21 protein-coding genes are annotated in these 20,587 nt (G+C 31.2%); 18 read left to right on the top strand and 3 right to left on the bottom strand.

Annotated elements, in window-relative coordinates:
• Positions 1–3: 3 nt before the first annotated feature.
• The 10 genes from KA883_RS00930 (at position 4) to sucB (ending at position 11,353) form a co-directional block, all read left to right on the top strand.
• Positions 4–507: a PTS sugar transporter subunit IIA gene (locus tag KA883_RS00930; protein ID WP_046208265.1), complete on the top strand. Its 504-nt coding sequence runs from the start codon at positions 4–6 to the stop codon at positions 505–507.
• The gene (locus KA883_RS00925) at positions 507–728 is read left to right on the top strand and encodes a YozE family protein (protein ID WP_046208266.1); all 222 of its coding nucleotides are present in this window, start codon (positions 507–509) and stop codon (positions 726–728) included. Before KA883_RS00930 ends, KA883_RS00925 begins: the two co-directional genes overlap by 1 nt.
• A 158-nt stretch (positions 729–886) precedes the next feature.
• Positions 887–2,368, top strand: coding sequence for a S41 family peptidase (locus KA883_RS00920; protein ID WP_210139817.1), 1,482 nt, complete (start codon positions 887–889; stop codon positions 2,366–2,368).
• A 15-nt stretch (positions 2,369–2,383) separates the two neighbouring features.
• Positions 2,384–2,893 carry a GNAT family N-acetyltransferase gene (locus KA883_RS00915; RefSeq protein WP_064208958.1) on the top strand — a complete coding sequence of 170 codons (510 nt, stop codon included), beginning with the start codon at positions 2,384–2,386 and terminating at the stop codon, positions 2,891–2,893.
• A gap of 10 nt (positions 2,894–2,903) precedes the next feature.
• On the top strand, positions 2,904–3,977 hold the full coding sequence (locus KA883_RS00910) for an undecaprenyldiphospho-muramoylpentapeptide beta-N-acetylglucosaminyltransferase (RefSeq protein WP_046208269.1): 1,074 nt from the start codon (positions 2,904–2,906) through the stop codon (positions 3,975–3,977).
• A gap of 18 nt (positions 3,978–3,995) precedes the next feature.
• Positions 3,996–4,610 (top strand): phosphatase PAP2 family protein, encoded by a 615-nt coding sequence (locus tag KA883_RS00905; RefSeq protein ID WP_046208270.1) that lies wholly within the window; start codon positions 3,996–3,998, stop codon positions 4,608–4,610.
• Positions 4,611–5,058: 448 nt separating this feature from the next.
• Positions 5,059–5,721 (top strand): response regulator transcription factor, encoded by a 663-nt coding sequence (locus tag KA883_RS00900; RefSeq protein ID WP_046208271.1) that lies wholly within the window; start codon positions 5,059–5,061, stop codon positions 5,719–5,721.
• Complete coding sequence (locus KA883_RS00895; RefSeq protein WP_046208272.1) at positions 5,718–7,073, top strand: HAMP domain-containing sensor histidine kinase; 1,356 nt, start codon at positions 5,718–5,720, stop codon at positions 7,071–7,073. Before KA883_RS00900 ends, KA883_RS00895 begins: the two co-directional genes overlap by 4 nt.
• Positions 7,074–7,257: 184 nt before the next feature.
• Positions 7,258–10,062 (top strand): 2-oxoglutarate dehydrogenase E1 component, encoded by a 2,805-nt coding sequence (locus KA883_RS00890; protein ID WP_046208273.1) that lies wholly within the window; start codon positions 7,258–7,260, stop codon positions 10,060–10,062.
• A gap of 13 nt (positions 10,063–10,075) precedes the next feature.
• Positions 10,076–11,353, top strand: coding sequence for a dihydrolipoyllysine-residue succinyltransferase (sucB, locus tag KA883_RS00885; protein WP_046208274.1), 1,278 nt, complete (start codon positions 10,076–10,078; stop codon positions 11,351–11,353).
• A 526-nt stretch (positions 11,354–11,879) separates the two neighbouring features.
• Here sucB and KA883_RS00880 read toward each other — a convergent pair.
• Entirely contained in the window at positions 11,880–12,428 is a 549-nt protein-coding gene (locus KA883_RS00880) for a helix-turn-helix domain-containing protein (RefSeq protein WP_064208960.1), read from the bottom strand.
• Positions 12,429–12,540: 112 nt separating this feature from the next.
• On the opposite strand from KA883_RS00880, the gene KA883_RS00875 reads away from it, so the two are divergent.
• Positions 12,541–13,128: a LysE family translocator gene (locus KA883_RS00875; protein WP_046208277.1), complete on the top strand. Its 588-nt coding sequence runs from the start codon at positions 12,541–12,543 to the stop codon at positions 13,126–13,128.
• A gap of 18 nt (positions 13,129–13,146) precedes the next feature.
• On the opposite strand, the gene KA883_RS00870 is transcribed toward KA883_RS00875, so the two are convergent.
• A complete protein-coding gene (locus tag KA883_RS00870; protein WP_046208278.1) occupies positions 13,147–14,025 on the bottom strand; it encodes an AraC family transcriptional regulator in 879 nt (292 codons plus the stop codon).
• A gap of 124 nt (positions 14,026–14,149) precedes the next feature.
• On the opposite strand from KA883_RS00870, the gene KA883_RS00865 reads away from it, so the two are divergent.
• The 5 genes from KA883_RS00865 (at position 14,150) to KA883_RS00845 (ending at position 18,929) form a co-directional block, all read left to right on the top strand.
• A complete protein-coding gene (locus tag KA883_RS00865; RefSeq protein ID WP_064208962.1) occupies positions 14,150–15,016 on the top strand; it encodes a sugar phosphate isomerase/epimerase family protein in 867 nt (288 codons plus the stop codon).
• Positions 15,017–15,097: 81 nt separating this feature from the next.
• Entirely contained in the window at positions 15,098–15,991 is an 894-nt protein-coding gene (locus KA883_RS00860; RefSeq protein ID WP_046208280.1) for a sugar phosphate isomerase/epimerase family protein, read from the top strand.
• Positions 15,988–17,133: a Gfo/Idh/MocA family protein gene (locus KA883_RS00855; protein ID WP_046208281.1), complete on the top strand. Its 1,146-nt coding sequence runs from the start codon at positions 15,988–15,990 to the stop codon at positions 17,131–17,133. The genes KA883_RS00860 and KA883_RS00855 overlap by 4 nt, the downstream gene beginning before the upstream one ends.
• 26 nt (positions 17,134–17,159) lie before the next feature.
• Positions 17,160–18,167 (top strand): Gfo/Idh/MocA family protein, encoded by a 1,008-nt coding sequence (locus KA883_RS00850; protein WP_046208360.1) that lies wholly within the window; start codon positions 17,160–17,162, stop codon positions 18,165–18,167.
• Between the two features lie 198 nt (positions 18,168–18,365).
• Positions 18,366–18,929, top strand: coding sequence for a dihydrofolate reductase family protein (locus KA883_RS00845; protein ID WP_046208282.1), 564 nt, complete (start codon positions 18,366–18,368; stop codon positions 18,927–18,929).
• A 177-nt stretch (positions 18,930–19,106) separates the two neighbouring features.
• Here KA883_RS00845 and KA883_RS00840 read toward each other — a convergent pair whose 3' ends face one another.
• Entirely contained in the window at positions 19,107–19,307 is a 201-nt protein-coding gene (locus tag KA883_RS00840) for a hypothetical protein (protein WP_046208283.1), read from the bottom strand.
• 215 nt (positions 19,308–19,522) lie between these two features.
• Here KA883_RS00840 and KA883_RS00835 point away from each other — a divergent pair, with 215 nt between their 5' ends.
• Together KA883_RS00835 and KA883_RS00830 are read left to right on the top strand one after the other, a co-directional pair.
• Entirely contained in the window at positions 19,523–20,332 is an 810-nt protein-coding gene (locus tag KA883_RS00835) for a VOC family protein (protein WP_046208284.1), read from the top strand.
• A 23-nt stretch (positions 20,333–20,355) separates the two neighbouring features.
• On the top strand, positions 20,356–20,559 hold the full coding sequence (locus tag KA883_RS00830) for a DUF6501 family protein (protein WP_019468793.1): 204 nt from the start codon (positions 20,356–20,358) through the stop codon (positions 20,557–20,559).
• Positions 20,560–20,587 lie beyond the last annotated feature (28 nt).

Raw genomic sequence — 20,587 nt, 5'->3', positions numbered from 1 at the left:
GACATGTTTAAAAAATTATTTGGTAAAGGTAAAGAAGTCGACAAAGAAACGAGTGTATATGCACCTATTACTGGAGAATATGTGAAAATAGAAGATATCCCAGATCCAGTGTTTGCGCAAAAAATGATGGGAGAAGGATTTGGAGTAAATCCAACTGATGGTGAAGTTGTTTCTCCAATCAATGGTAAAGTAGATAATATCTTCCCAACAAAACATGCAATTGGTTTACAAGCTGATAATGAACTTGAACTACTTGTTCATATTGGTTTAGATACAGTACAACTTGACGGAGAAGGTTTCGAAGTATTAGTCGAAAGTGGCGATACTGTTAGTGTGGGAGACCCATTATTACGTTTTGATTTAGATTATATAAAAGAAAATGCTAAATCAGTTATTTCTCCAATAATTGTTACAAACTCAGATAACACGTCATCTGTGGCAATTGCCGACGATATAACATCAGTAACTAAAGGTGAAACTAAAATTATTGATGTGACAATGAACTAATGAAAGATCATTCATTTTATCAATTTGCATTAACAGCACGTGGTCGAAAAGACGAAAAAGGCGAATTAGCTGAAGAAATTTTTGATGATTTGTCTTTTCCACGACAGGAAAAAGATTTTCATGCTCTATCAGATTACATTGAAATGCAAGGAAGTTATACCGTTTCAATGTCTGTTTTTGATAGTTTATATGATGAATATACTGAATGGTTAAAATTTTAGTCTTAGTTTATATTTGAGAGAATATAGTAAAGTATATTAAAATAATAAAGTATCATAGAGAGCTGGGATTAATCTTTAATGATTCAATCCCAGCTACTTTTATTTTCAAATCAATAAAATTTCGATTTGAATTATACATATATTTAGGAAGTGATAAAATGTCGGAAAGATCAGACATGCAAAATGAAAACCACGAAGAAACTAAAAATAACGATGCTAATAACAAATATTCCACTAAAAATATGAGCTTTAAACGGAAAAATTTCATTTTAACAATCATAAGTATTGTGCTTATAACAGCAGTTTTAACAGTTTTTGCAACCATAGCAGTCATGAACTGGACAAGTGGGTTAGATGGAAAACAAAGAACAGAAATGAAAAAGGTTGAAGATGTCTATAGTATTTTAAATAAGGAATATTATAAAAATACAGATTCAGAAAAAATATCGGAATCTGCAATTAAGGGAATGGTAAAAGATTTAGATGATCCATATTCGGAATATATGACTAAAAAAGAATCTAAATCGTTTAACGAGGATGTCTCAGGTGATTTTGTGGGTATTGGTGCAGAAATGCAAAAAAAGGGAGATAAAATTCAAATTACAAGCCCTATGAAAAACTCTCCTGCAGAAAAAGCTGGCATTCAACCTAAAGATGTAGTGACTAAGGTGAATGGTAAATCTATTAAAGGTCAACCACTTGAAGCTATAGTCAAAAAAGTGCGTGGAAAACAAGGTTCAAAAGTTACATTAACAATTGAAAGAGCGAACCAAGAACACGACATCACTATTAAAAGGGATAAAATACATGTTAAAAGTGTTGAATATGAAAAACATGGAAATACTGGTGTGTTTACAATAAATAAATTTCAAAGTAGTACTTCTGGTGAATTAAAATCTTTAATTATTAAAGCTCATAAAGATGGAATTCGAAAAATTGTTCTAGATTTACGTAATAATCCTGGTGGATTGCTTGATGAAGCTGTGAAAATGTTAAATATTTTCGTGGATAAAGGAAAAACCGCAGTTCAACTTGAAAAAGGAGATCAAAAAGAACAAATAAAAACATCAAACGATGCAAGCAAAGAAGCTAAGGATATGGATGTTTCAATTTTAGTGAATAAAGGTTCGGCCAGCGCGTCAGAAGTATTCACTGGTGCTATGATGGATTATAATAAAGCTAAAGTTTACGGTTCAAAAACTTTTGGTAAAGGTATAGTACAAACCACACATGAATTTGATGATGGTTCTCTATTAAAATTTACGAATATGAAATGGTTGACTCCAAAATCTCGTTATATTCATGGGAAAGGCATTAATCCTGATACAAAAATTAATGAACCTGAATATCAATCTTTAAGCGTCATACCTAATACACAGACATACCAGTTGGGTGATGAAGACAAACATGTTAAAACAATTAAAGTGGGTCTATCTGCATTAAACTATCAGTCTAATAATAAATCTAAACGCTTTGATAAGGAATTAGAAGATGCTATTAAATCATTCCAAAAAGATAATAATTTAACAGTTAATGGAAAATTCAACAAACAAACCAATGATAAATTCACACAAGCTTTAGTTAATAAAGCAAATAAAGAAGATACTGTATTACAAACCCTATTAAACAAATTAAAATAAAGAGGTGAACCTCGCATGATAAGATTAGGTACCGTAGAAGATTTACCAACTATTTTAACGATTGTAGAAGAAGCAAAGTCAATAATGCAACAAGAAAACAACAACCAATGGGATGAACAATATCCATTAAAATCACATTTCAAAGAAGATATTAGTAAAGATTCATTGTTTGTTTTAGAAGAAAAAGATACAATTTTTGCCTTTATAGTTGTCGACCAGCAACAATCTGAGTGGTATGATGAACTGGCATGGCCAATTGATAGAAAAAATGCATACGTTATTCATAGATTGGCAGCCTCATCAGAATATAAAGGTGCTGCTACAAAATTATTTGATTTTGCTGTTAACCTTGCTTTACGAGATAATGTACATGTAATGTTAACTGACACTTTTGCATTGAATAAACGTGCTCAAGGATTATTCCAAAAATTTGGCTTTATCAAATTAGGTGAAGTAAATATTGATTATCCTCCTTTCGATAAAGGAGAACCATTCTATGCCTATTATAAAAAATTAGAAGAATAGAGGTAATAATATGACAAAAATCGCATTTACTGGTGGCGGTACTGTTGGACATGTTTCTGTTAATCTAAGTTTGATTCCAACAGCTTTAGAAGAAGGACATGAAGCATTTTATATCGGCTCCAAAAATGGTATGGAACGAGAAATGATTGAATCCCAATTACCAGAAATCCCATATCATAAAATTTCAAGCGGTAAATTAAGACGATACATCTCTTTTGAAAATATTAAAGATATTTTTAAAGTATTAAAAGGTATCTTCGATTCAAGACGCATATTAAAAAAAGAAAAACCTGACCTATTATTCTCAAAAGGTGGTTTTGTATCTGTGCCTGTAGTTATCGCTGCTAAATCCCTAAAAATTCCAACTATTATACATGAATCTGATTTAACACCCGGACTAGCAAATAAAATTGCTTTAAAGTTTGCTAAAAAGATTTATACAACCTTTGAGGATACATTACAATACCTGCCGAGTGAAAAAGCGGATTTTGTAGGTGCTACAGTGCGGGAAGATTTAAAAAGTGGTGATAAAAATAGAGGCTATCAATTAACAGAATTTAAAGATAATAAAAAGGTTTTATTAATCATGGGTGGTAGCCTTGGAAGTAAAAAGTTAAATGATATTATTAGAGATAATTTAGACGCATTATTAAATAATTATCAAGTGATTCATTTAACTGGTAAAGGATTGCTGGATCAATCCTTGACAAATAAAGAAGGATACGTTCAGTTTGAATTTGTTAAAGACGATTTAACTGATTTATTAGCGATAACAGACACAGTTATTAGTCGTGCTGGCTCAAACGCTATATATGAATTCTTGGCATTAAGAATTCCAATGCTCTTAATTCCATTAGGCCTTGACCAATCTAGAGGAGATCAAATTGACAATGCGAAAAATTTTGAATCTAAAGGTTTTGGAAGAACAATTCCTGAAGACACTTTAACCGAGGATAAACTCATCGATCAGTTAAAAGATATCGAAACTCACCGTGAATCTATTATAACTCAGATGCAAACATACAAAGAAAGTTTTACACGCCAAGATTTATTTCATAAAATTATTAAAGATGCAAATAACTAATAATAGGGAGGATACGCAATGAGTCGTTGGAAAAGAATAAGTCTACTCATTATTTTTACATTAATTTTTGGCATTATTGCATCCTTCCATGAATCAAGATTAGGGAAATGGATAGACAATGAAGTTTATGAATTCATATATTCTTCTGAAAGTTTTATAACTACTACATTTTTCTTAGGAGTAACTAAAATCGGGGAAGTATGGGCAATGGTTTGTTTATCATTATTACTTATCGCCTATTTAATGCTTAAAAAATTAAATATAGAGGCACTTTTCTTTGCAATAGCAATGAGTTTATCAAGTACTTTAAACCCATTATTAAAAAACGTATTTGACAGAGAACGACCTACACTATTACGTCTCATAGATATCTCTGGTTTTAGTTTTCCAAGTGGACACGCAATGGGGTCAGCCGCTTTCTTTGGCAGTACCATTTACATTGCTAATCGTGTCTTGAAAGGTAAAACAAAAGGAATTATGATAGGTCTTTCAGCACTATTTATTATTTTAATTTCATCATCAAGAGTATATCTTGGTGTTCATTATCCAACTGATATCATTGCCGGTATCATTGGTGGTGCTTTTTGTGTCGTATTATCAACATTAATATTAAGACACAAATTAAAAATTTAAAAAATAACGAAATAGAACAAATGGCAATTTCTATTTTATATAGAAATTGCCATTTTTTAAATTCATCTGAGATACTTATATCTCAAACTTAATTTAATTGTGTCAAAAATTATTATAAAAACCGATTTCATAATGCAAACCGGTTTCTATATATACGTTGATTTACAACGTTAGTCTTTTACGGGCATATAAAAGGGGATATTTACGAAAATGATCAATTCTACTAAAACAAATATGTGTGGGGGGAATGTCTATGTAGTATTGATAATCATTTTCAATTACATTATACAACACTGAGAATAATTGTCAATTAGATTTCGAATATTTTCTTATTTTTTATTTCAACATCGTTATACTTATTTATATTCAATATCTTATTTTATTTTTAATACCCTGTTACTTTCTATAAACTGTTATTTCATATATTATATATTTTGAGGTGTAAGCAATGACAAAAATTTTAATTGTTGAAGATGAACAAAATCTTGCGCGTTTCATCGAGTTAGAATTAGAGCACGAAAACTATGCAGTAGATATTGAATATGATGGCAAACCTGGGTTAGAAAAAGCTTTAACAAATGATTACGATTTGATTTTGTTAGATTTGATGCTACCTAATATTAATGGTTTAGAAATTTGTAGACAAGTCAGACAAAATAAATCCACTCCTATAATTATTATCACAGCAAAAAGTGACACTTACGATAAAGTAGCTGGATTAGATTATGGGGCAGATGATTATATAGTAAAACCCTTTGATATTGAAGAATTATTAGCAAGAATAAGAGCAATGTTACGTAGACAGCCACAAAAGAACATCATCGACATGCAAGGCATTATTATAGATAGAGATGGCTTTAAAGTAACTGTAGATGGTAATTCTTTAGATTTGACGAAAACAGAATATGATTTATTGACCTTATTAGCTGAAAATCGTAATCATGTATTACAGCGAGAACAAATTATCGCAGATGTGTGGGGTTATGATTCAGAAGTTGAAACTAACGTTGTTGATGTATACATCCGCTATTTAAGAAATAAGCTTAAACCATATAATAAAGATAAAATCATAGAAACTGTACGTGGCGTGGGATATGTGGTTAGAAAATGAAACAGCGTAAATTAAAAACCAAGTGGATGATTATCACAACAACGATTACATTTTCAACCATATTTATATTTAGTTTAATTATCATATTCTTTCTAAGTAACGCATTACGTCACAACGAACTAAGCGAAGCTGAAAGAAGTTCATCGGATATCATTCAACTTTTCGAATCTAAACAATTAAACGATATTACACCATTAGACTTAAATGCTTCGTTAGGTAATTTTCAAAAAGTGATTCTTTATAATAAAAATGGTGAAAAACAAATAGAGACTTCAAATGACAACGATATCGTTTATTCACCTAATTTCAAACCTAAAGAAATTGATACGGCTTTAATAAAAAAATACCATAACAACGATTATTTAATTATTACAAACCGGATTAATACGCACCATTTTAAAGGATATAGCGTAATCATTCATTCTTTAGAGAATTATAATGCACTCGTCAATTCATTGTATTTTATTGCACTCATATTTGGAGTGATTGCTACTTTTATAACTGCAATGGTAAGTTATTTCTTCTCTGCACAAATTACAAAACCATTAATCTTAATGTCTAATAAAATGCAGCAAATTCGTCGTGATGGTTTCCAAGAAAAAGTGGACTTAGTTACTAATTATGAAGAAACAGATAATTTAATTGTCACTTTTAATGAAATGATGTTCCAATTAGAAGAATCGTTTAACCAACAGCGTCAATTTGTTGAAGATGCTTCACATGAGCTACGAACTCCATTACAAATTATTCAGGGTCACTTAAATTTGATACAGCGGTGGGGCAAAAAAGATGCAGCAATTCTTGAAGAGTCACTCGACATATCCTTAGAAGAAATGACTAGAATTACAAAATTAGTTGAAGAATTATTATTGTTAACAAAAGATAACAACAATAGTAAAGAAAATGAAACCGAAAGTGTAGAAATTAATCAAGAGATTACATCCAGAATTAAATCACTAAAACAACTTCATCAAGATTATGTTTTTGAATTTGTACCTTATCAAAAACCGCTTAATATAAAAATAGACCGTTATCAATTTGAACAAGTACTAATTATCTTCATTGATAACGCCATGAAATATGATCAAGTTAATAAATATATTCAAATTCAAACAAATCTAAGGAACAAACAAATATCAATTGAAATCACTGACCATGGTGTAGGTATTCCAAAAGAGGATATAGATTTTATTTTTGACAGATTCTATAGAGTTGATAAATCCCGTTCCAGAAAGTTAGGCGGCAATGGTTTAGGTTTATCGATAGCTAAAAAAATCATTGAATTAAATCATGGAACAATTCATGTAGAAAGTGAAGTAGGAAAATACACGACATTTAAAATCACATTTTGATTTTTAATAGGTTACTCATTCAAGTAAAAATATGTTACGCTATAAAATGAAAATACAATTAGCAGAGCCAAATACAATCAGGTTCTGCTTTTTTCATATAACTAGTTATTGATACTTTAATTTGCATTTATTTAATGCTATTATTGATTTGTAAGCGTTTTAACTATTTTGTGGAGGGTGTAATATGAGCAACGAAAGTCAGGTTACCCAGGCACCTGTAAATTTCGGGGCAAATCTTGGATACATTTTAGATCTATATGATTTATATTTGAATGATCCAGCTTCAGTCCCTGAAGATTTACAAGTCCTATTTAGTACAATCAAAAACGGTGAAGCAAACATCACAACAAATACAGCTGATGGTCAACAAAATACGACTAAAGCTGATAGCACGATTAAACGTGTTATGCGTCTCATAGATAACATACGTCAATATGGGCATTTATTGGCAGATATTTATCCAGTTAACAAACCTGAAAGAGAAAATGTTCCAAAATTAAATATTGAAGATTTTAATTTGGATAAAGAAACACTAGAGTCAATTTCAGCAGGTATTGTATCTGAACACTTTAAAGATATTTACGATAATGCTTATGAAGCTATTGTTCGTATGGAAAAACGTTATAAAGGACCTATTGCATTTGAATATACACATATCAATAACAATAGGGAACGTGTATGGTTAAAACGTAGAATAGAAACACCATACAAAGCAACATTAAACGATAATCAAAAGATTGAATTATTTAAAAACTTAGCACATGTAGAAGGCTTCGAAAAATATTTACACAAAAACTTTGTGGGCGCAAAACGTTTCTCAATAGAAGGTGTAGACACACTAGTGCCAATGTTACAACAAACATTAAGACTTGCTAGTGACGAAGGCATTCAAAATATACAAATAGGTATGGCCCACCGTGGTAGATTAAATGTACTTACACATGTGTTAGAAAAACCATATCAAATGATGATTTCTGAATTCATGCACACTGATCCAATGAAATTCCTACCAAAAGATGGTAGTTTAGAATTAACTTCAGGTTGGTCAGGAGATGTAAAATACCATCTCGGTGGTGTAAAAACTACAAATTCTTATGGCAGTGAGCAGCGCATTTCCCTTGCGAATAATCCAAGTCATCTTGAAATTGTTGCGCCGGTTGTATTAGGTAAAACACGTGCAAATCAAGATGATACCGACAAACCTGGAAAAGTTCATACTGATTTCCATAAATCTATGCCGATATTGATTCATGGTGATGCTGCTTACCCAGGACAAGGTATTAACTTCGAAGCTATGAATTTAGAAAATTTAGACGGCTATTCAACAGGTGGTACACTCCATATTATCACTAATAATAGAATTGGCTTTACAACTGAGCCAGAAGATGGTCGTTCTACAACGTATTCATCTGATGTTGCAAAAGGCTACGATGTACCTATCATGCATGTTAATGCAGATAATGTTGAAGCAACTATTGAAGCAATTGAAATTGCTATGGCGTTTAGAAAAGAATTCCATAAAGATGTTGTCATTGATTTGGTTGGTTATCGTAGATATGGGCACAATGAGATGGATGAACCATCCATTACCAATCCGTTACCATACCATAATATTCGAAAACATGACCCTGTTGATGTACTTTATGGTCATCAATTAGTTCAAGATAATATTATTTCTGAAGATCAAATGAATCAAATCTTTGATGAAGTTCAAAAAGAACTCCGTGCCGCTCATGATGAAATAGATAAAAACGACAAGATGGATAATCCTGATATGCAAAAACCAGATAGTCTTGCCGAACCACTCCAAAGTGTCGATGTGGATGTAAGTTATGAACAACTTAAAGAAATTAATGATGCAATGCTATCATATCCATCTAACTTTAATGTTCTTAAAAAATTGAATAAAGTCTTAGAGAAAAGAAGAGAGCCTTTTGAGAGCGAAGATGGATTAGTTGATTGGGCTCAAGCAGAACAATTAGCATTTGCAACAATCACTCAAAAAGGTACGCCTATTCGCTTAACTGGACAAGATAGTGAACGTGGTACATTCAGTCACCGTCACGCCGTACTCCATGACCCTGATTCAGGTGAAGAATATATCCCACTTCACAATGTTCCAGGACAAAAAGCAACTTTTGAAGTGCGTAACTCGCCACTATCAGAAGCAGCGGTTGTTGGTTTTGAATATGGTTATAATGTGCAAAATAAAGATTGTATGACAATTTGGGAAGCCCAATATGGAGACTTTTCTAATATGGCTCAAATGATATTCGATAACTTCTTATTTAGTGCTAGAGCTAAATGGGGGGAACGTTCAGGTTTAACGCTATTCTTACCTCATTCATTTGAAGGTCAAGGGCCTGAACATTCATCTGCACGTTTAGAAAGATTCTTACAATTAGCTGGGGAAAATAACAGTACAGTAGTAAACTTATCAAGCTCAAGTAACTACTTCCATTTACTGAGAGCTCAAGCTGCTAGCTTAGGTACACAATCAATGAGACCACTAGTAGTAATGTCTCCTAAGAGTCTCTTACGTAATAAAACAGTTGCTGACCCAATTGATAAATTTACATCTGGAAAATTCGAACCAATTTTACCAGAAGAACATGATAAAGAAGCTGTTAAAAAAGTAATTCTAGCGTCAGGTAAAATGTTTATTGATTTAAAAGAATATTTAGCAAAAAATCCAAATAATTCAATTTTACTAGTTGCCGTGGAAAGATTATATCCATTCCCAGCTGAAGAAATTGAAACATTACTAAATGAATTACCTCATTTAGAAAATGTAGCTTGGGTACAAGAAGAACCTAAGAACCAAGGCGCTTGGTCATTTGTTTATCCATATCTGAAAGAATTAACTACAGATAAATACGATTTAAGCTATCATGGCCGTATTCAACGTTCAGCTCCTGCTGAAGGTGATGGAGAAATACACAAACTTGTTCAAAATATGATAATCGAACAAAGCACAAAATTTAACTAGGGGGAAGTTAAGCATGCCAGAGGTAAAAGTTCCAGAATTAGCAGAATCCATTACAGAAGGTACCATTGCAGAATGGTTAAAACAAGTCGGTGATAGTGTAGATAAAGGTGAAGCTATCCTTGAATTAGAAACAGATAAAGTAAACGTCGAAGTAGTTTCTGAAGAAGCTGGTGTATTGCAAGAATTACTTGCAAATGAAGGTGATACGGTAGAAGTTGGCCAATCTATCGCTGTTGTAGGCGAAGGAAGTGGCAATAATAATTCAGAAGCACCTAAACAAGATAATTCTGAATCACAAGCAGCTGATAGTAACGAAAAATCAGAGCAACCAAAATCAGAAGCTCAAAATGATAATGAAAGTACTGCTGACGATTCACAAAATAAAGGACAACGTGTTAATGCGACACCATCTGCACGTAAATATGCACGTGAAAAAGGCATTGACTTATCCGAAGTAGCAACGCAATCAAATGATGTTGTTAGAAAAGAACATGTTGATCAATCACAAAATAATAAGAATGAACAAGCTGCACAATCATCATCAAAAGAAGAACCTAAAAAACAAGCAGCTCCACAAAACCCAACAAAACCAGTTATCAGAGAAAAAATGTCTCGTCGTAAGAAAACAGCTTCCAAAAAGTTATTAGAAGTATCTAATAATACAGCAATGCTAACAACATTTAATGAAGTTGATATGACAAATGTGATGAACTTACGTAAACGTAAAAAAGAACAATTCATTAAAGATCATGATGGTACAAAACTAGGTTTCATGTCATTCTTTACAAAAGCATCAGTAGCAGCATTGAAAAAGTACCCTGAAGTAAACGCTGAAATTGATGGTGAAGACATGATTACGAAACAATACTATGACATCGGGGTTGCCGTATCTACAGATGACGGATTACTCGTACCATTTGTAAGAGATTGTGATAAGAAAAACTTTGCCGAAATTGAAGATGAAATAGCTAATTTAGCTATCAAAGCGCGTGATAAAAAATTAGGTTTAGATGATATGGTAAATGGCTCATTTACTATTACCAATGGTGGTATCTTTGGTTCAATGATGTCTACACCAATTATTAATGGTAGCCAAGCTGCGATTCTAGGTATGCATTCTATTATTACACGTCCGATTGCTATCGACGCAGACACAATTGAAAACCGTCCGATGATGTACATTGCATTAAGTTATGATCATAGAATCATCGATGGTAAAGAAGCAGTAGGTTTCTTAAAAACTATTAAAGAATTAATTGAAAATCCAGAAGATTTACTATTAGAATCTTAATCCACAACACAAAATAGTTTACTAATCTCAATACAACGGCGTTCAGCGTCGTTGTATTTTTATGTGCTTATTTCATTTTTGATAACATTCAAATGCACGCTCTAGTATTATTTTACTGTTGAAAGTCATTGTAATGATTTGAATATAAAATAAAAAGCACCTAAATTATTTAAGTGCTTTTGTATTATATGATAGATATTATTACTAATAATAAAGCACAAGCTAAGCAGATGTAGCCTGTAACTTTAAAATTTTGCTTAAAAAATACATAACTTAAAATGAAAATAGATAGAGTTAGACTTAAGATGGATAGTAGAACAGATACATGAATGATATTAAAACTTATGAAAATATGAAAAACAAATAACATTGTAGCTATTATTAATAATATTATTTCAAGTGGTTTTAAATCTTTCATTTGAGGATTGACCATAATATTGTCCTCCCTGAATTTATCAAATTAAGCATATCCATATCATCAAACATGAAAAGCTGTAAAAATATTCATTTCAATCTATTGATATTATTAATAATGAATAGTCATATGTAAGTACACAGGTTCATCATGTTGGTTTAAATATTGGTGAAATATATTTCCATTGAATTTAATAGCTTCATTTTTATGAATAACAAAGGTTTCTCCATCTAATATAAGTGTTAAGGTACCTTCATAGACTGTGATATATTCCATTGTATTTGATCCATGGGGCGACCCGTCCATTTGCCCTTCAACTCCAATAACAACCATATAGCTTTCAAACTTCTTTTCAATATCAAACTTAAATAGAGGATATGCTTTATATTTATTATCTTCTGAAATTAAGGGTTGTATTTCATTCAAACTAACTTTCTGTATAATATTGCTATTTTCTTGTGTTAATTCTGTGAATGATACTTTTAAACCATTTGCTATCTTCCATAATGTTGTGATAGATGGAATGGATATCTTACGTTCTATTTGTCCCAACATTGTTTTACTTACACCTGTGACATCAGATAATTGTTCCAATGAATAACCACTTTGTTTTCTATATAATTTTAAATTTTCAGCTATAATGTCGTTAATTTCTCTCATCAATTTAAGCACCTCTATTTACAATATAACGTATAAACCATATACTTTAAAGACCAAACATTATAACGTAAATTTGGACGTTATAATGTTTTGATACGTGGGGGAGATTAAAATGTTAATAATATCTATGCTTATATATGCTGTTGTTGCAAGCTTTACACCCGGTCCTAATAATATAATGGCTTTGTTTTTTTCACAAAATTTAAATTTTAAAAGCAGCTTACGATTTTCAATTGGTGTTGGATTTGGTTTTCTTTTGTTGTTACTAATATCCAGTTTATTTAATACAACTTTGCATGCCGCTTTTCCTAAAATTGAATTTTTGATGAAAATATTTGCATTTATATATTTACTTTATTTAGCTTTAAAGATTTCTATGAGTTCTATTTATGGGACAAAGCAAACTTTTAGTCACAAGCTCAGTGGTTTAAAACCTGGTGTAATGCTACAATTCATTAATCCTAAAGGAATTATTTATGCTTTAACAGTAATTTCTACTTTTATCACACCTTTTTCTACGGATTGGCAAAAACAATTACCCTTTATTATCTTACTGGCTATTATCGGTTTTTTAGGTACTTTGAGTTGGGGTGTTTTAGGTTCTTTATTTAAATCATTTATATCAACACATGAACGTATATTTAATTTTGTCATGGCTGGTCTATTAGTTTATGTTGCTATAAATATTTTAATACACTAGTTATGAAATGATTGTTATTTAATGATTATCATATTGTTGTGAAAATTCGCGCGGACTACAACCATATGAGGTTTTAAATCTTCTGTAAAAATTCGAATAATCACTAAAACCACAATGAGTTGCTACTTGTTGTGGATTTTCTCCATTTTTTAATAACCTTTGAGCATTTTGCAAACGCAGATTTAATAAATAACGATATGGTGGATAGCCAACTAGTTTTGTAAATTGTTGCGTGATTTTATGTCGACTTACAAAAAATTTATTTTCAAGTTGCTCTAATGATATTTCCTGACTGTAATGTAATTCCATATAGTCTAATACCTGTCTAACTAAGTGACTAGATGGGTCATCACTATAATCAACGATACCTTCATTTTCTATTGCTACTCTATTAAGTATGATTAAAAACTGTGTCAGTAAAGATTTAGCAGCTAAATCTTTACCAAAAGCTTGATTATCTTGTTCATTAATTAAACCTTGTAACAAATAATATAATTCTCTTTTTTGATATTCCGATAACTGCAATAGATATTTAAATTTAGATGAATATTTATCAAAACACACGCTTAGATCACAATTTTCTACAGAAAGTTCATTTATTATTTCAGCATCAAATCGTAAGCCGATACGCTCTGCGTGACCATCCTTTTGTTCATCCAAACGATGGAATTCGTATGGTGGAATAATGAGCATTGAGCCAACCTCTAAATTAAAAGATTGTCCTTCTATGGTATAAAGCAAATTTCCAGATAATGAAAAAAATATTTCATAATGATCATGATAATGTAATTCATTTCCAAAATGACCGTCACTTATTTTATGCCATGCGGCGTATTGACCATCAAAGGGTAATGAAATTGTATCAAATTGTTGGGTAAATGTTTCTCTATCTTTCATGAAAATATCCCTCCTGCTCAAAAAACATACTTTTTTCCATGATTTACAATGTTGTTATTTTTCCCTCAAATTATAATTATATTATAACACTAAAATATAAATATTTTTGAAAGGAAGAATGAATATGACATCAACTCAAATTGGCGTTCAAATGATGATGCTCAAACAAAAAGTACAAGAAGAAGGATTATATAACGTACTGAAGAAAGTCAGTGATTTAGGTTATAATGCGGTCGAAATTTCTCAAATCGACATGAACCCACAGAATATTGAAGCAATGCAACAAGCGATTAATGATTTTGGAATGAATATTGCAGCAATGTCCTGTGGTGTAGAGCATATATCTGCTAAACAAAAATATCCTGGAGATACATTAGAAGATGATTTCGATAAAATTGTAGCTGATTGTAAAGCTGTGAACTGTTCTATTTTGAGAATAGGGATGTTACCAATTAACTATATGGGATCCAAAGAAAGCACCTTACAATTTGCTGAAATTTGTGAAACTTATGCCAAAAGACTTAAAGAAGAAGGCATTGATTTATACTATCATGCCCATAATTTAGAATTTGTTCAATACAATGGACAATTTATGCTTGATTTAATGAGAGATCATACAAATCATTTAGGTTTCGAACTAGATATCCATTGGATTTGGAGAGCAGGACTTAATCCAATAGATGTCATTCCAAAATATGCAAATCGTATTCGTGCTATACATTTAAAAGACTATCGAGTAGGTGAAATAGATATGTCACAATACCCTGGCGAAGGACATGAAAAATTATATTATATGTTACATATGATTACTCAATTTGCTGAATTAGGAAAAGGCACTTTACCGCTTAAGGATATTATTGAAATTGGACGTGAAAGTGGCAGTGAATATTTCTTCGTTGAACAAGACGAGCTATACGGCGAAGATCCATATAATTGTTTAACAATTAGCCGGGACCACTTATATGATCTGGGTTATAAATCTTGGTTTTAATGTTTACTCTAAAATAAATATTCTGTGCTTATTTACATTTAATTAAGTAAGCGCTATCAAAATGATAAGGATGTAGATACGATGTTTAAAAATATTGAGATCTCTGGATTTTCTGATGAAATCGCTTCAGATTTTCAAACACAGTTAAAAACGGTAAATGAGCTAGGCATGAGCTATATTTCCTTACGTGGAATCGATGATAAAAATATTGGTGATTACTCAGTAGAAATGATTAAGAAAGATGTAATTCCTCGCTTAAAGCAATGGAATATCGGAGTATCATCTATAGGTTCACCAATTGGCAAAATTTATATAGATGATGAAGCAGCGTTTGAAAGACAATTAGTAATGCTCAAATCATTATGTGAAATAAGTCAATTGCTCAATTGTCAGTATATTAGAATATTTAGTTTTTATATTCCTAAAAAAGACAATTTTGATGATTATAAAAATGTAGTGATTTCAAAATTAAAGGAATTTGCAAAAATAGCTGAGCAATACAATATTGTACTTTTACATGAAAATGAAAAAGATATTTTTGGTGATATTGCTCGTCGATGTAAACTTATTCTTGATGAAGTAAACTCTCCAAATTTCAAGGCGATATTTGATTTTGCGAACTTTGTCCAATGTGGAGAAGATACACAGGACTGTTACGACTTACTTTCAGATGACATAGCGTATATCCATATTAAAGATGCAGTATACAAGGATAATGTTAATGTGCTATGTGGTACAGGTGATGGTCAGATTGAAAGTATCTTAGTACAATTTTTTGAATCAGGTTATCAAGGATTCTTAACACTTGAACCGCATCTTGTCGTTTTTGATGCTATTAAAGACTTAGAATTAGAACATTCAACTGAAACAATTCAAAATTCTGCTGCAAAAGATGGTGCAGAAGGATATAAAATGCAATATGAAGCACTTTTGAAAATATTATCGAATATAAACAATAAGGAGAATACACAATGAAAAAAATTCGTTTAGGCATTATTGGTTTGGGCGCTCAAGGTAGTACGTATGCTGAATTTATTAAAGCTGGTAAAATTCCACAAATTGAAATTGGAGCGATTTGCGACATCAATACTGAAAAGAAAAATGAAGTAAAAAATCATTATCCTAATGTACCATTTTATAATGACTATATCGCTATGCTAGAAAGTGGGGATGTTGATGCAATTGTTACAACCGTTCCTCATTATCTGCATACTGATATAGGTAAAGAAGCCTTAAAACGGGATATTCACGCTTTACTTGAAAAGCCGGCTGATATTTATGCTGAAAAAGTGAAAGAAATAAGTGAATTAGCAGCATCCAAACCACATTTAACATTTGCGATATTCTTTAATCAACGCACAAATCCACTTTATCAAAAAGTAAAATCTCTTATTGATGACGGTGTAATTGGAAATATTCGTCGTACGAATTGGATCATCACGACTTGGTGGCGTCCTCAAGCATACTATGATCAAAGTTCATGGAGAGCTACATGGTCAGAAGAAGGCGGCGGTGTTTTAGTAAACCAAGCGCCACACCAAATAGATCTATTACAGTGGCTATGTGGGATGCCAAAATCTGTGTTTTCAAATATTAAATATGGCTATCAGCGTGATTTAGCGGTTGATGATGATGTAACAACCATTCTAGATTATGGCAATGGTGCGACAGGTGTATTCATTACATGTACCCACGATATTATCGGTACTGATCGTTTAGAAATCACAGGTGATAATGGCAAAATATTAGTTGAAGATAGTAAGACAATCACATTGACACGTTTAAAAGAATCAGAAACACAAATGAATCGAAATATGTCTTGGGAAGAAGCAGCTAAAATCTTTAAAGGCAACGGATTAGAAAATATTTATGATCAGCAAACATTTGAATTTGAAAGTGTATGGGGTGAGCAACATATAAATGTATTAGAAAATTTTGCCGCTAATATCATTGACGGGACACCTTTAATTGCGCCTGGAAATGACGGCATAAATGGCGTGAATTTAGTAAATGCAATCTATTTATCTAGTTGGACAGGTAAAGAAGTAACAGTTCCAGTAAATCCCTCAGAATTTAAAGATGCATTAAAGCAACAAATTCAAAACGAAGCACATTAAAAATGTTTAAAATCGGAGCTGGTAATATGTTGAAAATTGGAATTATAGGACTAGGTGATATTTCAGCAATACATCTCAATACGATAGAGGCAAATTCCAATGTAGCATTAGTAGCTGCATGTGATATTGATAACGCCATGCAAACTAAAGTACCCAATGCTCAATTTTTTACAAATTTTGAAAATATGTTAAAAGAAGTGGATCTAGATTGTGTACATATTTGTTTGCCTCATCATTTACATGTATCTGCGACAACTGCCTGTGTAGAAAGAGGTATACATGTTTTGCAAGAAAAACCTCTATCAATTAATGCTAAAGAAGGATTAAAATTAATACAATTAGAGCAAAAATATCCAGATACTAAAATATGTGTTTGCTTTCAAAATAGATTTAATGAAACATTTCAAACTTTAAAACAGATAGTACAAAGCAAAAAGTTTGGTGAAATCATTGGTATAAAAGGTATCGTTACTTGGTTCAGACCTGAATCATATTATACTGATAAACCATGGCGTGGAAAATTAGATACTGCTGGAGGTGGTGTATTAATCAATCAAGCCATACACACCTTGGATTTAATGCAATTACTTTGCGGCCCTGTTGATACAATTAAAGGCAATGTATCACAATTGTTAGATTATCAAATTGAAGTCGAAGATACCGCTTCTGCACATATTAAATTTAAAAATGGAGCGAATGGAATGTTTTTTGCCACTAATGCTAATTTTGGCAATTCAAGTATCGAACTTCAAGTCATTTTTGAAAATGAAAAATTCACAATTAAAGATAATATACTTACACGTGTTAATAAAGAAGGTTACAAAATTCATATTATTGAAGATAAAAAATTGCCAGGTACAAAATCATATTATGGACCAAGTCATGGGACACTCATAAATCAATTCTACGATTCCATTTATAATCACACTAAAAACTATATACACGTTAAAGATGCATTACCATCAATAGCAATCATAGATGCAATACAAAAATCTTCACAAACAAATGAGACAATTCATTTTACGAGTATTTAGCAAACAAATGAAATTTTGGTATTTTAATTTATTGTGGAACATAATCATAGCGATTAAAAGTAAACTCATTCAAGTTAATTAATGAACTGGGCAGAAATCCTTTTTATATCGATTTCTGTCCATTTTTATTATTCTTAGCTTTATTGTAAATAGTAATTTTATAAACTATAATGATAATAACCAAAATAAGGAGTAATCATGATGACCACAAATAAAATTATTTTAGATTTAGCGATTACATTGGATGGATATATAGAAGGGCCGAATGGAGAAGTTGATTGGTGCATCATGGACGAAGAAATGAACTTTAATCATTTTCTAGAACAAATTGATACTATTATATATGGTAGGAAAAGTTATGATTTATGGGGCGAATTTATGCCAAATTTAAAGGATGATCAATTTGGAGATAAAATGATGTGGGACCAAATTCATAGCAAGCAGAAATTTGTGTTTACTAACCAAAATTATAATGATAAAGCGCATACAAAGTTTATTAACGGTGATGATATCAGTAGCAAGGTTTTGAAAATCAAAAAACATAGCAACAAAGACATTTGGCTCTATGGCGGCTCAAATATTATCACAACTTTTATAAATCTTAACCTTATTGACGAATATAGACTTTCAATCCACCCAGTCATTTTAGGATCTGGAAAACCTCTTTTTGAACACAATCAAAATCGCGTCAACATCTCATTATGTAATACACATGTTTATAAAAGTGGTGTAGTGCAAATGATTTATCAAAAAATAGATTAAACATAGAAGCAAAAATATCTTATTTTTGCATAAACAACTTTAAATGGGAAGTGGGCTTTATCTTATTTGCATTAAAATTAACAAAATGTCAATTTCTATAATTTTTCAATAGAAATTGACATTTATATTATTTCACCAATAATATTAAAATCTTTGGCTAATTTAAAGCGCGTTATTTTAAGCAATAAATACAAAAAGCTCAATAATCGCTAAAATTAAAAACACTAGAAAAACAATGCCATAAATATTATTTTTCTTAATACTTTCTTTGCTTGCTTTTTGCTGTTTTGCTTTATTATTTATATTGGAAAAGAAAGTAATACCTGAATAAACTGCAATCAGTACTGTGACACCAAATAAAATCCATGTACCAAACATATATATAACCTCCTTAAATAACTAAAATAAATTTTTTCATACATATAAAATAATTATTCCTATTATATACCTATATTAATACATTTCTGCTAATCCTCCAATGTTTAAAATTTACAATTTTGTAAATACAATCACAATCAGATACTTCATCATACAAATAACATGTAAAATAAGTTATAATGTATTGAAAGAATATGAATAGAGGGGTTAATATAATGAATGGTCTTAGAAGTGTTACTACAGGGACAAATGATTTAAGTAAAACCAAAGAGTTATTCTCCAGTATACTTGGATTAAATGTGGCAGATAAAGGACAAGCTTTACGTTTTGGTGATGCTGAATTAAATTCAGGTACACGTATACATTTTGTAGAAGTACCAAACTATATTAACAATAACAACCATATTGAAAATATCGGTTTAAGAGTTCCAAGTGATGAAGGACTTGAAGAATATCAATCAATTTTAGAACAGCATCAAATTGCTTTCGGTGCGCCTACTGATTTAAACGGTCATAAATATTTCAATTTCCAAGATCAAAATGGGCAGACATTTAATATTTATTCCAATGAACATAATTCTGGTACACCACTCGGTATACCAACCTTCGAAAGTAATGTAAACCCGCTGCATCAAATTCAAGGCCTAGGTCCTGTTATCTTAAAAGTTAACGATATAGTACTTACACAATCTATTTTAACTAGGGTGTTTGGCCTAGAACATTTTGCAGAATATACTCCTAACGACCATGCTAATTTTAAAATACAAGTTTTTCGTATTGGTGATGGTGGTTTAGGCGGCGAGCTGCATGTTCACGCATCAGACGAAGAAATTTTAATGCCGGAACATGGTATATTAGAACAAATTGAATTTGGAATAGAATCTAAATCACAATTCCAAAAGACTATTGAAGAACTTGAATCCATTGGAATCCCTTATCAAACATTAGATCAAGAAGGCGAAAGATCACTAAGAATCACTGAAAAAAGTGGTATTACATTCATTTTAACCTTAGAAACTTCATAATAAAAAAGAGAGGATTTTTAGCTATGCTACATGAAACTTGGAAAGATCATACACCCATTAAAAAAGTAGAAGTTACACATACAGATGCACAAAAATTCACAGTGTCTGACATGTTAACTGTAGGACAACAATATGATGTAATAAATGAAACTGAAGAATATTATCAAATCATCGACAACTCTGGACTTGTCGGTGGCTACTTTAAAACCTATTTTAAAGAGGTATAATTTACAATATGAAACATGTGAAATAGAA

The sequence above is a fragment of the Staphylococcus sp. GDY8P54P genome (genome assembly GCF_017892645.1).
Taxonomy (GTDB): domain Bacteria; phylum Bacillota; class Bacilli; order Staphylococcales; family Staphylococcaceae; genus Staphylococcus; species Staphylococcus ureilyticus.
This window is presented reverse-complemented; position numbering and strand designations above follow the sequence as displayed.

What these genes read in the sequence shown, in the direction of transcription:
- KA883_RS00930 (WP_046208265.1), top strand. Translation starts at nt 4, where the DNA reads ATGTTTAAAAAATTATTTGGTAAAGGTAAAGAAGTCGACAAAGAAACG.
- KA883_RS00925 (WP_046208266.1), top strand. Translation starts at nt 507, where the DNA reads ATGAAAGATCATTCATTTTATCAATTTGCATTAACAGCACGTGGTCGA.
- KA883_RS00920 (WP_210139817.1), top strand. Translation starts at nt 887, where the DNA reads ATGTCGGAAAGATCAGACATGCAAAATGAAAACCACGAAGAAACTAAA.
- KA883_RS00915 (WP_064208958.1), top strand. Translation starts at nt 2,384, where the DNA reads ATGATAAGATTAGGTACCGTAGAAGATTTACCAACTATTTTAACGATT.
- KA883_RS00910 (WP_046208269.1), top strand. Translation starts at nt 2,904, where the DNA reads ATGACAAAAATCGCATTTACTGGTGGCGGTACTGTTGGACATGTTTCT.
- KA883_RS00905 (WP_046208270.1), top strand. Translation starts at nt 3,996, where the DNA reads ATGAGTCGTTGGAAAAGAATAAGTCTACTCATTATTTTTACATTAATT.
- KA883_RS00900 (WP_046208271.1), top strand. Translation starts at nt 5,059, where the DNA reads ATGACAAAAATTTTAATTGTTGAAGATGAACAAAATCTTGCGCGTTTC.
- KA883_RS00895 (WP_046208272.1), top strand. Translation starts at nt 5,718, where the DNA reads ATGAAACAGCGTAAATTAAAAACCAAGTGGATGATTATCACAACAACG.
- KA883_RS00890 (WP_046208273.1), top strand. Translation starts at nt 7,258, where the DNA reads ATGAGCAACGAAAGTCAGGTTACCCAGGCACCTGTAAATTTCGGGGCA.
- sucB (WP_046208274.1), top strand. Translation starts at nt 10,076, where the DNA reads ATGCCAGAGGTAAAAGTTCCAGAATTAGCAGAATCCATTACAGAAGGT.
- KA883_RS00880 (WP_064208960.1), bottom strand. Translation starts at nt 12,428, where the DNA reads ATGAGAGAAATTAACGACATTATAGCTGAAAATTTAAAATTATATAGA.
- KA883_RS00875 (WP_046208277.1), top strand. Translation starts at nt 12,541, where the DNA reads ATGTTAATAATATCTATGCTTATATATGCTGTTGTTGCAAGCTTTACA.
- KA883_RS00870 (WP_046208278.1), bottom strand. Translation starts at nt 14,025, where the DNA reads ATGAAAGATAGAGAAACATTTACCCAACAATTTGATACAATTTCATTA.
- KA883_RS00865 (WP_064208962.1), top strand. Translation starts at nt 14,150, where the DNA reads ATGACATCAACTCAAATTGGCGTTCAAATGATGATGCTCAAACAAAAA.
- KA883_RS00860 (WP_046208280.1), top strand. Translation starts at nt 15,098, where the DNA reads ATGTTTAAAAATATTGAGATCTCTGGATTTTCTGATGAAATCGCTTCA.
- KA883_RS00855 (WP_046208281.1), top strand. Translation starts at nt 15,988, where the DNA reads ATGAAAAAAATTCGTTTAGGCATTATTGGTTTGGGCGCTCAAGGTAGT.
- KA883_RS00850 (WP_046208360.1), top strand. Translation starts at nt 17,160, where the DNA reads ATGTTGAAAATTGGAATTATAGGACTAGGTGATATTTCAGCAATACAT.
- KA883_RS00845 (WP_046208282.1), top strand. Translation starts at nt 18,366, where the DNA reads ATGATGACCACAAATAAAATTATTTTAGATTTAGCGATTACATTGGAT.
- KA883_RS00840 (WP_046208283.1), bottom strand. Translation starts at nt 19,307, where the DNA reads ATGTTTGGTACATGGATTTTATTTGGTGTCACAGTACTGATTGCAGTT.
- KA883_RS00835 (WP_046208284.1), top strand. Translation starts at nt 19,523, where the DNA reads ATGAATGGTCTTAGAAGTGTTACTACAGGGACAAATGATTTAAGTAAA.
- KA883_RS00830 (WP_019468793.1), top strand. Translation starts at nt 20,356, where the DNA reads ATGCTACATGAAACTTGGAAAGATCATACACCCATTAAAAAAGTAGAA.